Source organism: Paenarthrobacter sp. CM16, assembly GCF_013179505.1.
GTDB lineage: Bacteria > Actinomycetota > Actinomycetes > Actinomycetales > Micrococcaceae > Arthrobacter.
This window is the reverse complement of sequence record NZ_JABMCX010000121.1, coordinates 1-13,933: the sequence shown is the minus strand read 5'-3', so window position 1 is coordinate 13,933 and position 13,933 is coordinate 1. Positions and strand designations below refer to the sequence as shown.

Sequence of the window (13,933 nt, the reverse complement as noted above, 5' to 3'; positions counted from 1 at the left end):
TTTCAATTGGGGGCTTCCGTTGAATTTCCAGACCTGGAAGGGCGACGGCACCGCCGTCTCAAAACTGTTGCTGTCGATCCGTCCGATCATGACCTGGGCATGCCGCTGATACCACTGGGGCTGGCCGTTGGGGTTTCCCAGACGGGCTACGTAGGCGGCACGCACGGCGGCGAGGTTACCCGCCGTCGGGGTGATGTCCAAAGGCAACTGGACCTCCTGGTAGCGCGTGACCATGGGGCCGCTGAGCGCACGCCCGGCTGACTGCATGGACGAGTGCACCGTGGCACCTAGCGCATCCCCGTGCCTGTCCCTCAGTTCCCAGCCGCGGACTCCACCGGGGTCCTGGTCACCGGCCGGGCCCTGGACGAACATGGCAAAACAGTTCGGGTTCCGGTTTTCAATGTAATTGCAGGCCCCTGCTGCGAAATCTCCGTCAAAAAGTGTCCTCAAGCCGGCACTGATCGGGTGGCATCCGTAGCTGAAAATCACCGCCGCCGGCGTCCCATTGCCCCGCCTGGCCACAAGAACCGGCACGGCCGTTTCGGTGTAAGGCAGCCCTACACGGTTGGCTGAAAAGTTCTGGGTTGAAACCTTGTAGTCGAAGGTCACCGCCGTTTCGTCGGCATCAAGTGCTTCCTGTGCAAGGTTCACAATGGTGTCTTCGAGATCGTCACTGTAGGAACGCACCAAACCCAGATCTGCGAGCCCGTACGCCATGAAGGGATGAAGGGTGTCAATCAGTGCGGGGCCATTATGAGTATGTGTGGCCTGAATCAGAATGTCGCTGCTGGACCACGCAGCAAGGCCGATGATCCTGTTACGGATCCTTTGATGCATGGCCCGAGGCAGGGCCAGGACATCCAAACTGATGATGATATGGGGGTGGGCGTCTTCCCAGATAAGAATCGCCCGTGCATACAACGGTTCAAATGGCGAACTGCTGGTGGCCTCGCGTCCACCGTCGGTTGAACCATATCCGGCCATGTAGGGATTGGTGCTCAGCGACGGCGTTATGTCAGCGCTTGCAGTTCCAATTCTGAACGCCATGAAGATCACTCCTTGATTGTGCGCAACGGGTAATGCTTGTTTTATTTCAACAAATTTCTTTTTCCCGCTTACGCTGAACAGCCAATACGTGAGACCACTTTCATTAGACCATGTGATCCCGCAGTTTTGTGTGGTTGAAAGGGACCGATATGAGCAGCCCCGGGGTCGGACTGCAGGGCTATTGCGGCACTGCGGTCTTAAGCCATCTGGTGAGCTGTGCAGCCTGCGGAGCCAAGGGCGCCAAAGTCAAAGCACCCTTGACTACGGGTATCCCGTAAGCCGCAAGTGATGTAGCAAGCGTCCTGTGGTCCGTTCGGGTGCACGCCCTGATAATGAGCAGGCACAATGCGGAGTCCTGTCCGGAAGCCGCACCGGCCGCAATGGCCGCGTTGACAGCTGCCCGTTCTTCGGGAGTCAGAAGGTGCGGGCCGTTTCCCACGTAGGCCACCTGGCAGTCAGTGACATGCATGTAGCGGGTGGAAGCCCAGACTTCTTCAAGGCTCGAGAACTTTCCAATGAGGCTGCCATCGGCAGCTGTACACGTGAACTGATACCGGATCAGAGGCTCCGGCCGTTCAATGGGGACCTTGTCATCGTTTGCGATCACAGGAGCCATGTCGAGTCCGGCTGGTTGGGACGTATCTACTTTGGTTCCTGAACAACCGGCCAGGGCAAGACCTGCCACACCGAGTTGAAGAACACTGCGCCTGCGCATGTTCACCGAGGGATCCCCACTTCATTCGGATGCTCCCCAGCTCCGCATGCATTGGTTATTCGCCCCAAGCCGTTTCCGGCTGCGTCTTAGTACATCTTCCCCCAAATTCCGCATTTGTCACTAGTGAGCTTTTGTCCCGGCTTCAGTTCGATCCTGTTGCCGGCCTCGGCGAACCCGCCGCCGGCAACCAAGGAGCCGTCCTGGCCGGTGACGGACCAGCTACATCCGCCCGCCCCGTCCGCCGGTTTGACCAACTGCAATCCCCCTGGTTCCAGGTCTTCGCCCGCCACGTGGGTGCCATCCCCCACCCGGGCGCCTTCTGCCCATGCCGCGATGATCTTTCCCTGTGGAGCCTCCGGACAGAACTCCGCAGCCGCCAGCAAAGTCTCCTTGCCGGCTTCGGCAAATCCATCTGGCCCCGCTTCATCGCTGATTCTTGTGCAGAGGCGAAGGATCTCCAGCATGGTCGGCAGCTGATCAGCAGCTGCGACTCCTTGCGGCGCGGCTGTTGAAATGGCTTCAGCTTCACGGGGCGTGGGCTCAAAAGGCTCTTCCCCCGCAAAGACCACGTCACAAGAATCCAGGCGTGTGTAATTGGTAGCTGCCCAGACTTCGGCCAAGCTCGACAACTGGACGTCGGGCGACGCGTCAAGGCTTGTGCAGGAGTAAGAAAAGCGGCCCGGTTCGTCGTCGCCGGCAGGAGGGGCCTCGCCGCGGGGTTCCCTGCCATTTGAGGCAGTTTCGCTGCCACCCGGCGCGGACGACGTCGGCTGGCCGGGTCCGGCAGTAGCGCCGGCACTGCTGGTGGCCGGCGCACTGCTTCCGTTGGCGGGCCCGGTGGACGGCACAGTGCACGCGGCCAGCACCATCATCATCGGCACTGCCATCAGGAACAGTCTGCGCATTGTGGCCTCCACCTCAATCGTGCGGTGCAGCAGATGTGTGGTCAAGATGGGCCGGTCACGAGCTTCCATCGGTACTTCTTCGGGCTTTTAGTAGTGACAAATGTGAAAATTGGTGGAAGATGTACGTAGACGCAGCCGGAAACGGCGTGGGGCGAATAACCAATGCATGCGGAGCTGGGGAGCATCCGAATGAAGTGGGGATCCCTCGGTGGACACGCGCAATCGCAGTGTTCTTCAGCTTGGTTTGGCATGTCTTGCCTTGGCCGGTCGCTTAAGAACCTCTCATAAGAATCCCCGTCACCTTGCACCAGGCAAGGCGGCCGGGAGCCGGCAACGCCACAAATTCACTGCTGTCATGGCTACTGCCAGCCTGGCAACGGCAGCGCTTTCGGGCGTGCTGACAGCCGGCCCCGCTTTTGCAGACCAAGCCCGGCAAACCGTGGCTACTGGTCTCACCAAAGCTGCGGGCACAGTGGTGGACCCGGACGGACGGCTGTGGGTTTCCGATGCGCGCGCAGGATTCTGTCGAGTAACCGAGGCCTCCGGCGCAACGGCGGGTGGCTTGGAAACAAACACGTGCCTGGGCGGGACCCTGCCCGGACACGGTAGCGGTCCGGCTCTGGCCGGTACGCCGGCCATGATCGATCCCTCGCCTGCCAGCCACGGCGATGGTGACGAAATCGCGTTCATTCCGGATGCCGCCGTCGGAAGTTCCGACGTCGTACGCGCTTTGTGGAACCCCGGCAGCGGTGTCTTCGAATACGACGGTGCCCTGACCATTCTCGACGGAGACCTGCGGCCCAATGCAGTCAGCGACGGCCCGGACGGCAACATCTATCTGTCGTTTGCCAACGCGAGGTCAATCATCAAGATTGTGAACCCCACAGCCCTCCATCCGAGCATCGAGTCCATCGCCTCTGTCAACTCCAGTTCGCTCAGCCTTGCCGCGACGCACCGCAACAGTGCTGGCAGGGTAGTGGTGTACGTGGCCGAGACCTCCGGCCTCACCGTTTTTACGGCCCCCGAGGACGGTGTCTTGGCCAACGTGGTCCCGGCACCCCTCTATAACGTCGGCAAGCCGACGGCCATCTACTACGACTGGCAGTCGCCCATGGTCCTCTACACAGGAACCGGAGGCGGAACCACCACAGCCGACACCGGCAAGGACACCATCACCAGGATTGACCTGAGCACAGACACCGTCAACAACCAATGGGCCCTTGGCTTCAGCAAGATCGGCGGCCTGGCTATGCGCGACGGCAAACTCCTGGTCGCCGAAGACCCCGGCCAACTGGATCCCGCCAAGCCCACCCAGCGCGGAAGGCTGCTCACCCTGGGAGGGGTTGTTCCCTCCATCGTCAGCGGTCCGACGGCGGCAAACGGAACCCAGGCAGCCAACCCGGCCTTCACCAACGATTCCACTCCGACCTTCACGGTAGCCTCGACGCCGCCGGGCGGCGCCCTTGAGTGCAGTCTTCAACTGAGCACTGCGACACCGGTTTGGCAAGTGTGCACCGGCGGAACCTTCACCCCGTCTACAGCCTTGGCCAACGGCGCCTACACGTTCTCCGTCAGGGCGGCACCAACAGGTCTCCCCGTGTCACGGGCCTTCACCATCGATATCACGGCACCCGCGGCCCCGGTCATCACCTCACCCGCTGCCGGCGCAACCGTCAACGGCTCCCCTGTCCTGGGCGTCACGTCAGATCCCGGCTCAACCCTGTCCTGCTCGGTGGACTCCACCACCACGTTTACAAGCTGCTCCAATGGACAAGTGCTCAATCTGACAACCGCAGGGCAACACGTACTGCGGGTCCGGGCTACGGACATGGCCGGCAACGTCAGCCCGGTCGCTTCGGTTACGGTAACCGCCGATCTGACAGCACCACAGGTATCCATCAGTTCGCCGGCAGAAGGAGCTACCGTAGGCATCTCGCCGTCGTTCACCTTCGCATCAACGGCCACGGATATCGCAGGTTTCCGGTGCAAGCTCGGCTCCAACGCCTACACAGCATGCACCTCCCCCAAGGCTTACACGAACGTTCCCAGTGGTCCCGTCACTTTCACTGTGGAAGCAAGGGACAACGCAGGAAACACCTCTACTGCCACACGGAACGTGACGGTTTTCGCCCCTGACACGGCTCCTCCGGTAGTCTCGGTGGACCCGGCGGCAGGCACGTACGGGCCCGGCAAGTCCATCGCGTTGTCAGTCAATGAAGCAGCCACGGTTTACGTCACCACCGATGGCACGGCGCCCACGGCGTCAAGCCCGGTGTACTCAGGCCCGATTCCCTTGACGTCGATGACCTTGAAGTACTTCGCCCGGGATGCGGCAGGAAATTCATCTGCTGTAGCGACGCAGACCTACGTACTGGACAACACTGCCCCGACTCTTACCGTGGCGCCCGCTGCGGGAGGATATGCCTCGGGACAGCTGGTCACCATGTCTGCGAGTGAACCGGGCAGCATCTTCTACACCACCGATGGCACCACCCCCGCCACCAGTGCCACGGGAAGCACCAAAGCCTACACAGCTGCCTTTGCACTCACCGGCAACACCACTGTGAAGGCCATTGCTGTTGACGCTTATGGAAATGCCTCCGCCGTCATCACGCGGGCCTACACCGTATTGGACTCAACACCTCCAGTGGTGACCGTGACTCCGCCTGCGGGCAGCTATCCGGCCAACCAACAGATCACGCTGACGGCCAATGAGGTGGGTGCCAGCATCTACTTCACCACCAACGGCACCAATCCAACAGCTACGGCCGCCAACAAGTACTCCACGGCCATCACCCTGTCCGCTGCCATGACACTGAAGTACTTTGCAGTGGACACGTCCAACAACAGTTCGGCCATCGTCACCCAGACCTACACCGTGACAGCACCGCCGACGAACACTTGGAAGGACTACACCGGTGATGCGAAGAACGACGTCGTGGCACGCGACAACGCCGGCACGCTATGGCTTTACCCCGGAAACGGAAGTGGAGCCTGGTTGACCCAACGCTCGCTCGGCGCCGGCTGGAACTCGCTAAATGCCATCGTCCCCACCAAGGACTTCAACGGAGACGGACGCAGCGACATCCTGGCACGTGATAGCAACGGCGTACTGTGGCTATACCCCGGAAACGGATCCGGCGGCCTCCAAACCCGTGTCCAGGCCGGCACGGCTTGGTCCAGCATGACGCTGATCCTGGCACCGGGCGACTTCAGCGGTGACGGCAGAGCAGATGTCCTGGCAAGGGACTCCGCCGGGGTCCTGTGGCTCTACAGGGGCAACGGCACTGGAGGGTTCATCTCAAGCGTCCAGGTGGGTACTGGTTGGAACTCCATGAATGCCATCCTGAGCACCGGGGATTTCAATGGCGACGCCAAGACCGATGTCCTGGCCAGGGACACGTCAGGCATCCTCTGGCTCTATCCCGGCAACGGCACGGGAGGCTGGCTCAGCCGGGTCCAGGTGGGAAGCGGTTGGAGTGGAATGACCGCCATCCTCGGGCCGGGCGACTTCAACGGCGACGGGAAGAACGACGTCCTTGCCCGGGACTCCGGTGGCAACCTGTTCCTGTATCCCGGCAACGGAACTTCCGGATGGCTCTCCCGGAGCCAAGTCGGTTGGGGCTGGGGAGGGTTCACTTCCCTGCCATAACGAGGTGAAACAGCGGAGGGCCCGGACGCCAATGCGTCCGGGCCCCTCCGCTGTTCAGCACGTGCTAGGTGCGTTCCTTCATGGGATGCATGGTGGGCCTGTTCGGGCTCGCCTGAATATCCAGCTGCAGGGATACCAGCAGCATCTGGACGCCCAGGACAAAGGGAACCACAGCGAGCATCACCGAACCCGCCGTCGGTGATCCGACGCTTGCGGCCAGTACCCAGATCCCGGCCACCAAGCCCATGACAATCAGGGCGATGCCTGCGATCAGCAAGAGGGCAACAGCTGAGAAGGACCACACCATGTACTTCCACCAGACACGGCGCCAGAAGCCTCCAAAGAGCATCGCAAGCAGCTCAGGAATGACCTTGCGAAGCTTGATGCTGGAAACCTCATTGCCGTAGACAGCTGGAATCGGCACATCAACAATCGGAACATCAAGAATGTTGAGGTGGATCAGGAGGTCGTTTTCGAAGCTGTATCGTGCAGCTACCTTGTTCATCGGAAGGCGGCGGAGTACCTCCGTGCGAATGGCCGTATAACCGTTCTGCGGATCGAAGATGTGCCAGTATCCGGAGGCAAGCTTGGTCATGAAGGACAACACAATGTTGCCGAAGATCCGGTAACCGGGCATGCCCGCGAACGACTCACCCGAAAAGAAGCGGTTGGCCTTGGCAAACCCGTAGCCATCAACCACCGGATCAAGAAGCTGCGGCAGGTAGTCAGGATCCATCTGGGCATCGCCCGCCATGACCACATTGATGTCCGAGCCCAGTTCCATCGCGGCTTTGTGGGCCGTCAGGACTGCGCCTCCCACGCCTTGGTTGACTTCATGCCGGATCAAGGTGACCCTGCCGTCGTCGGCACGACGCGCCGCCCCCGACGTGTCATCCGGGCTGCAGTCGTCAACAATGACAATGTCATCAACAAAATCAGGCATCGTTTCGATGACCTGTGCGATGTGGTTTTCTTCTTTGTAGGCCGGTACTACCGCGGCAATTCGAACGCCTCGATACATCGATTATCCTTCGCTGCTGTTTGGTGTGAGTTTCTGTGTTGGCGTGTCGGTGCCCGACTGGCCATCTGACTGTTCGTTGCCGCTGTCCGGTTGCTTCTTTTGCGGGAAGACCCAGTGCTTGTAAATGAAGTAGTTCCATCCCATGGTCACAATGGTCGCAACCACTTTACCTACCACGTAGCCGGCACCGATGAACTGGAATAGCTCAACAATGCCCATCACGGCCAGCGTGTTGAAAACCAGGAGACCTGAATAGCGGAGGACGCCACCCAATGCGGTGCCACCGCCGTTGAACGCAAAGTGGCGCTGCAGGAAGTAGTTGAAGAAGAAGCTGCCCCAAAAGCCCGCACCGGTCGCCAGCCACAACGGCCATCCGAAGACCTGGAAGCACAGGGCCAACAGACCGAGGTCCAACAGGAAGCTCAGGCCGCCGATCAGCAGGAACTTGAACAAGCTGGACGCCATGAACTTGGAGATAAATGCCTTCATGATCAGCAGATCCTTCCTAGCGGTGCTATGCCATCGGGATTCCGGTTTTCAAGGATTCCGGATACGCCGTCCAATTGGACCCGGTCCTTGGCAGCAGCATCGAATGCTTCCTTGCCTCCCGGAAGCTGCGACCAGTCGATCTTGTACAGCGCAGCATTTCCTTCCCGCACCACCAGCTGGAGGTAGGGAATGGAGTCAGGCTGGGTCAGCCCGGCCTTGGGCTCGTCCCACGCCCGGATTCGACCATCAGCGATGTAGACCCATTCAATGCCCAGTTCAGCAGCAGCCTCACGCACCTCGGTATCCGTGGCAAGCTCCGGGAGTTTTTGGAGGACCAACAACTGACGGTTCGTTGGAAGAATTTCAAAATGCCGGATCATGGGCATGCGGTTGCCCAGTGCATACATCCAGACTGAACCGTCGCAGGAGTCATTGAGGACAGTGGCGTCCTGGGGCACGTACTGATCAATCTTGCTGAGGAGCCCAACTTCGGACGCGCTCAACGTGGCACCGTCAACTTTGGTATTGATGTTGATGCGCTGGGCATTTTGCTTGAAGTACGGGATGGCAGCAATACCGCTGACCAGGAGCACCGCGGCGGCTGCGACTGCAGTCACCACATGGCTGGGCCGGCGGCCGGTTTTCGTTTCGTCCGTCGTGGAGTCCTCGGACTTGCTCCGTATCTTTGCCACCAGCCAGGCGATGCCTTCGGCCAACTGTGCCACTCCCAAGCCCGCCAGCGGTACCAGAAGCATCACCAGGATGCCGAATATACGCCACTGGTCATCGTAAAACGGGGCCGTCAAGGTCATGAAACGCGGGTTGTCGGTACCCATGGTGTAAACCGAGAGGAAGGCGAAGGCGAGGACCGGACCGAAGTACCACCACATCCGGATCCTCAGGACTACGGCCAGGCAGCCAAGCGCTACAAGGGCCGTCAGAATCGGCATTGCCATGGACCCGTGATTCAGGAAAATGATGTTCTGGATTGCGCCATTGCGGTCAGTGTCCGCGGCCCAGACCTGCTTGGAGACCCGCTCGGATTCCTTCAGCATCTGGGCGATGATCGGCCAGCCCAGGACCACGGCCAGAGCACCTGAGACTGCAAGGTAAACGGTGATTCCGAGGATCCTGCCCTTGCGGCGGACCAGCGCGGAAAGCAGCCAGAAGATCAGCACAGGAAGCACCACGAAGGCCAGCGAGGGATGGACGGCAATGAGTCCTACCGCACCAAAGGCAATGCCTGGAATCCAGAACTTCTGCCGCTCCACCGCACCCTTCACTGCAAGCAGGGAGAAGGGGCCCACCAGGAGCATGCCGGCGAAGAATGGAATCAGCGGGCCACGCCACAGGAGATCGTAGGGGTAGACCGTGAACCATCCGGCAACCGCCGCAGCAGCAGCCAAAGCAATCGGACGACGCGTCACCAGCATGGTCAAAGCCATAGTGCTCAACGGCAGCTGAACGGCCATCATCACCAGGACAAAGACGTTAAGGAACACCGGGATGCTGACACCGCTCATCGGCCAGAACAGCGACAACACCGCGTGGAAGGCAATGGGGTAACTCCGGATGGGAGCTTCTGGAATGGTGGTGTCATAGTAGGCAAAGTTGCCTGCGATGCTCGGATCCCACTCGTGGTTAACGGAGATCAGCCGGATCATGTTGGCGTGCCAGGGTATGTCCCAGTCCTGGTTGATCCCTTGGAGCCCTTCGGTCCCCACGATCCACGAAACGGCCGCAACGGCTCCGCCTGCCACGAGTCCGGCCAGGAGGATCCACCATGAGCCGGCAAACCGCTGCTTGCCGAAGACGGGCGGCTGATCAGCGGCCCCGAACTTGTCCGGGAAATAACGCCGAAGAGCAAGCCGCAGCGCAAAAAGGAGTGCGCACAGCACCAAAAGGACAGCCGTCACCGGGAGCAACTGCCAGCTCAGGCCCAGTGCATTTCCCATGACGCCGATGACGGTCAGGACGCCCATTCCAAGCAGCGGGGCCACAACAGGCAGCAGAACCCGGCGAACGCCCAAGGCTTCCCCCAGGATCCAGCCCGGGCCCCACCACAACACAACGATCAGGAGTACACACAACAGCAGCGGGCCGATACCCATTCCTACGATCGCCTTTCTTAGATGCTTCCACCAGCCATCCGTTGACAGACGACTCTTTGCAATTGTGCGGGTTAGTTACGTTCCCGCAGCCACGCCACAGCTTGGTCAGCCGGACCCTCGAACTGGACCGTGCCCGATGACAGCACCACTCCCCGATCGCAAATCCGCGAAATCATATCGAGGTCATGACTGACAACCACCAAGGTCCGGCCCTCGTCAGAGAGCTGCTTGATTTTGGCCAGGCACTTCCTCTGGAACGGCTCGTCGCCCACCGCGAGGATCTCATCCACGAGGAAAATATCCGGTTGGGTGTGGACCGCCACTGCAAAGGCCAGCCGAAGGAACATACCCGAGGAGTAGAACTTCACCTCAGTGTCAATAAACTGTTCGATTTCGGAGAAGGCGACGATGTCGTCGAACTTCTCCTGGATCTCCTGCTCGGTCATCCCAAGGATGGCCGCATTCAGGTAGACGTTCTCGCGACCGGACAAGTCCGGGTGGAAGCCTGCCCCGACCTCGATCAGGCCTGCAACCCGCCCTTTGGTGCGAACGGTCCCTTGATCCGGCAGGATGACGCCCGAGATCAGCTTCAGAAGTGTGGACTTGCCTGAGCCATTGAAGCCCAGCAATGCCACGGTTTCCCCTGGCTGGATCTCGAAGCTGACGTCATGCAAGGCATCGAACTTCTTGGTGAGATCCCCTTTTCGCCCTTTGGCGAGCCACACCAGCGTTTCTTTCATGGAATGCGAGTGGCGGAGATTGAAGGTTTTCTTCAGGCCTTTGACGATTACTGCTGCACCCATTTAGACCTCCTGCGCAAAGTGGCCCTCGAGCCGTCGGAAGACGATCTGGCCAATAACAAGGAACAGCGCTGCCATGCCCAGTCCGATAAAGCCTGTCACCAGGAGGTGCGGGGGCAACTCGACAGGCTGGTTGACCGTTGGATACCAAAATGCCCAGTGGAACAGTTCCACCGCAACCGTAATGGGGTTGAGCTGGTAGATAGTCAAAACCCAAGGCGCAGCCAAGCGGCGAATCATGGTCCAGTCGTACAGGACCGGCGAGGTCCATGTCACGATCATCATCAACATGTCCACGATGTTCTCGGCGTCGCGGAAGAACACGTTGATAGCGCCGGCCAGCAGGCCAAGACCCGTTGCCGTTACGGCCACAATGACGAAACCTAGAAGGGCACCGAAAAGCTGCATGATGTCCGGATGCCAACCGCTCAGCAAAGCCGCGGCCAGCAGGACAATCAATTGCGGGAGGAAGTGGACTGCAGCCACCCAAACGGAGGCCACGGGGAACAGCTCACGCGGAAGATAGATCTTCTTGACCAACGCCGCATTGGAGACGATGGATCGGGTGGCATTCGAGAACGCCTCCGAGAAGAAGTTGATGACAATAACGCCGGAGAACATGTACAGCGCGTAGTTGGGAATTTGATCGCCAACCCGCAGCACAATGCCCAACGCGAAGAACAGGACCACGTACTGGACCAGCGGTTTGACGTAGGACCACGCCAAACCCAGTACCGAACCCCGGTAGCGGACCCGGAGTTCCTTGCGGACAATCAGCTTAAGGAGGTACCGCCGGCGGTAGACGTCCAGCAGTCCGGCGCCCACCCCCGGAACAGCATACGTATCAGTGGAGTTCGACATCGCTACTTGCTGGGCTCCGATGCTTCAAAGGTTTCCCGCCAGGAGTCCATCGAAGTGATTTCGGGAAGGGCTTCACGATACTGGGCCCGCAGGGTCTCCCAGTTGGAGAAGAGCTGGGCGTGCAGCTTTGCCGATTCCACCACGAGCTGGCGGGCCAGCTTGGGGTCACGCAAGTGCCAGGAAGCTCCTGTGCCATCGGCGTTGGAGACGACGGCGCTGTCCAAATGCGCAAGGCTCCACCATTTGCCATCCTGGTGTGCCACCTGCGCCTCGGGGTTCGCCTTTGCAGAGTCACGTACCGGCGCCAGCGTTTGCTTCAGGACGGTCTTTACAGCCCAGGGAAGCAGGCCCAGAGCACCGGGCTGCTTGTAGGACTGGGGCTTCTTGGGCGGCCGCTTACGGAAGACCTCCGGGAAGGCTCCGGGATCCGTCTTGACCTGGGAGTCCTGGAATTCCTCGCGCATGGCCCGGAGCTTGGGCATGGTGGTGGGCAGTTGCTGATGCAGTTTGCCCGGCCCCTCAAGGACATCACGAAGGGCCATGATCCGGGCCTGCTCCGGGTAGTACTGCATTGACACCAAGTGTTTGACGTCCGTGTTCAGGCTTTCGCGCAGGATGCGCCCGCCCTTGGGGAACGGCGAATGCAGGAGCGTCGCGATAAGCCTGTTGCGCTCGTGGTAGTAAGCCTGCCAGTCGACGGAGTCGTCCTTGTCGGCCCATGAGACATGCCATACTGCTGCCCCGGGAAGAGTGACCGTAGGGAAGCCGGCTGCACGGGCGCGCAGTGAATACTCTGCGTCATCCCACTTGATGAACACAGGAAGGGAAAGACCAATGGTCTCCACCACGGACTTCGGGATGAGGCACATCCACCAGCCGTTGTAGTCAGCATCCCAACGCCTGTGCAGCTGAGGGGTGGACCGCAGTCCCGCAGAGGAGAAGTCATGGTTGCCCAGGCCTTCCACGGGTCCCCACAGGAAACGGTAGAAGTTGACGACCTCCGAGTAAGCATGGAGAACGGACTTGTTGTACATGTCAAACATGTGCCCGCCAACAATGGTGGGTTTGCGGCAGAGGTCAGCAAACGCCACTGCGCGCATGACGCCCTCGGTCTCAAGCTCGATGTCGTCGTCCAGCAGCATGACGTAGTCACTCTTGTCGGAAACGACCATCTCATACATGTTGCGGGCGAAGCCGCCCGAGCCGCCCAGGTTTCCCTGGTCGATGACGCGCAATTGCTCACCCATCGACTCGGCGACTACATCAAATCCGGCTTCGTCGGCAACCTTCTTGTTGCCCTGGTCCACAATGATCAGCTCGGCAAGAATCTCCCTCAGGCCGGCATCGGCGTCGATCGACTTGATCGTCTCGAGGCAGTAGTCTGCACGGTTGAACGTGGTGACCCCCAGCGTCACGCGGCCTTGGGGGCGTCCCTCATCCGGAACCGACCAGTGGGCACTGTTCAGTGTCATGCCATCGCCGCCGGCGATGAGGTCGAACCAGTACCAGCCGCCGTCACCGAAGGGCGCGAGGGTCAACTCAAAGTCGTTGCTGGCCGTGCCCTCAACGAGGATGGAGTCAACACGCTGCGAGGCGCCGCGTGCGTTGGAGCGGTAAACAATGACCGTTCCCTCGCCCTCTGTTTCAAGGTGCAGGACTGTCTTGGTGGCAACGGTCCATTTCCGCCAGTAACTGGCCGGAAAAGCGTTGAAATAGGAGCCGAAGGAGAGCCGCTCGCCTCGGCGGACCTGCACGGAACCACGGCCGAGGATGTCCTCTGGGTGCAGCTTCCGCGTCATGCCAACGGCCTGCACGACGGCGCTGCTGTCGCCATCGTCCTTTTTCACCTTGCTGGTGTCCGGGTCGACATACAGGGGAAGGGTGTCGAGGTCGCGGTTGGCGGGGAAAACAACACGCTGAACTATGCGCAGGTTTTCCTTGGCCGGTGCCAGGTCATCCGTGGTGGTCATCGCAGTCTTCTGACTTTCGTTCGTAGTAGCCGTCATGCGTCCACTCCCCCGCTTTCAAGCTTGGCGCCGCCAGTGAAGTGCGGCTTGATCTTGTTGTCGTACATGGAAAGGGCAGAGCCAATGGCCATGTGCATGTCGAGGTACTTGTAGGTTCCCAAGCGGCCGCCGAAGAGGACGGACTTCTCACCACGGGCAAGGTCACGGTAGGCGAGCAGCTTCTGGCGGTCATCAGAGGTGTTGACCGGGTAGTACGGCTCATCGCCCTTTTCAGCGAAGCGTGAGAACTCGCGCATGATGACCGTTGCGTCCTTGGTGTAGTCACGCTCAGGGTGGAAGTGGCGGAACTCGTGGATGCGAGTGAA

The 13,933-nt window shown here is 60.2% G+C and carries 11 protein-coding genes; 1 reads left to right on the top strand and 10 read right to left on the bottom strand.

The window, feature by feature from the left end:
- The 3 genes from HP499_RS12300 to HP499_RS12290 form a co-directional block, all read right to left on the bottom strand.
- Positions 1–1,047 (bottom strand): neutral/alkaline non-lysosomal ceramidase N-terminal domain-containing protein (locus tag HP499_RS12300; protein WP_172324337.1); only part of this gene is annotated, 1,047 nt, incomplete at its 3' end.
- Positions 1,048–1,225: 178 nt separating this feature from the next.
- Positions 1,226–1,762 carry a hypothetical protein gene (locus tag HP499_RS12295; RefSeq protein ID WP_172324338.1) on the bottom strand — a complete coding sequence of 179 codons (537 nt, stop codon included), beginning with the start codon at positions 1,760–1,762 and terminating at the stop codon, positions 1,226–1,228.
- Positions 1,763–1,848: 86 nt separating this feature from the next.
- A complete protein-coding gene (locus tag HP499_RS12290; protein ID WP_172324336.1) occupies positions 1,849–2,667 on the bottom strand; it encodes a hypothetical protein in 819 nt (272 codons plus the stop codon).
- Between the two features lie 355 nt (positions 2,668–3,022).
- Between HP499_RS12290 and HP499_RS12285 the strand changes: the two genes are divergently transcribed.
- Positions 3,023–6,319, top strand: a complete 3,297-nt coding sequence (locus HP499_RS12285; protein ID WP_172324335.1) for a chitobiase/beta-hexosaminidase C-terminal domain-containing protein — start codon at positions 3,023–3,025, stop codon at positions 6,317–6,319.
- A gap of 64 nt (positions 6,320–6,383) precedes the next feature.
- Here the strand turns inward: HP499_RS12285 and HP499_RS12280 are convergent, their stop codons facing one another.
- The 7 genes from HP499_RS12280 to HP499_RS12250 form a co-directional block, all read right to left on the bottom strand.
- On the bottom strand, positions 6,384–7,340 hold the full coding sequence (locus tag HP499_RS12280) for a glycosyltransferase family 2 protein (protein ID WP_172324334.1): 957 nt from the start codon (positions 7,338–7,340) through the stop codon (positions 6,384–6,386).
- 3 nt (positions 7,341–7,343) lie between these two features.
- Complete coding sequence (locus tag HP499_RS12275; protein WP_172324333.1) at positions 7,344–7,829, bottom strand: GtrA family protein; 486 nt, start codon at positions 7,827–7,829, stop codon at positions 7,344–7,346.
- A gap of 2 nt (positions 7,830–7,831) precedes the next feature.
- A complete protein-coding gene (locus HP499_RS12270) occupies positions 7,832–9,940 on the bottom strand; it encodes a DUF6541 family protein (protein WP_172324332.1) in 2,109 nt (702 codons plus the stop codon).
- Between the two features lie 71 nt (positions 9,941–10,011).
- The gene (locus HP499_RS12265) at positions 10,012–10,743 is read right to left on the bottom strand and encodes an ABC transporter ATP-binding protein (protein WP_089595598.1); all 732 of its coding nucleotides are present in this window, start codon (positions 10,741–10,743) and stop codon (positions 10,012–10,014) included.
- The gene (locus HP499_RS12260) at positions 10,744–11,601 is read right to left on the bottom strand and encodes an ABC transporter permease (RefSeq protein ID WP_172324331.1); all 858 of its coding nucleotides are present in this window, start codon (positions 11,599–11,601) and stop codon (positions 10,744–10,746) included.
- A gap of 2 nt (positions 11,602–11,603) precedes the next feature.
- Positions 11,604–13,607: a glycosyltransferase gene (locus HP499_RS12255; protein ID WP_172324330.1), complete on the bottom strand. Its 2,004-nt coding sequence runs from the start codon at positions 13,605–13,607 to the stop codon at positions 11,604–11,606.
- Positions 13,604–13,933, bottom strand: a 330-nt coding sequence (locus HP499_RS12250) for a UDP-galactopyranose mutase (RefSeq protein ID WP_305849741.1), incomplete at its 5' end; no start/stop codon positions are given. The genes HP499_RS12250 and HP499_RS12255, both read right to left, overlap by 4 nt.

Excerpts from the sequence above, each read along its gene's own strand:
- HP499_RS12295 (WP_172324338.1), bottom strand. The coding sequence starts at position 1,762 with ATGCGCAGGCGCAGTGTTCTTCAACTCGGTGTGGCAGGTCTTGCCCTG.
- HP499_RS12290 (WP_172324336.1), bottom strand. The coding sequence starts at position 2,667 with ATGCGCAGACTGTTCCTGATGGCAGTGCCGATGATGATGGTGCTGGCC.
- HP499_RS12285 (WP_172324335.1), top strand. The coding sequence starts at position 3,023 with ATGGCTACTGCCAGCCTGGCAACGGCAGCGCTTTCGGGCGTGCTGACA.
- HP499_RS12280 (WP_172324334.1), bottom strand. The coding sequence starts at position 7,340 with ATGTATCGAGGCGTTCGAATTGCCGCGGTAGTACCGGCCTACAAAGAA.
- HP499_RS12275 (WP_172324333.1), bottom strand. The coding sequence starts at position 7,829 with ATGAAGGCATTTATCTCCAAGTTCATGGCGTCCAGCTTGTTCAAGTTC.
- HP499_RS12270 (WP_172324332.1), bottom strand. The coding sequence starts at position 9,940 with ATGGGTATCGGCCCGCTGCTGTTGTGTGTACTCCTGATCGTTGTGTTG.
- HP499_RS12265 (WP_089595598.1), bottom strand. The coding sequence starts at position 10,743 with ATGGGTGCAGCAGTAATCGTCAAAGGCCTGAAGAAAACCTTCAATCTC.
- HP499_RS12260 (WP_172324331.1), bottom strand. The coding sequence starts at position 11,601 with ATGTCGAACTCCACTGATACGTATGCTGTTCCGGGGGTGGGCGCCGGA.
- HP499_RS12255 (WP_172324330.1), bottom strand. The coding sequence starts at position 13,607 with ATGACGGCTACTACGAACGAAAGTCAGAAGACTGCGATGACCACCACG.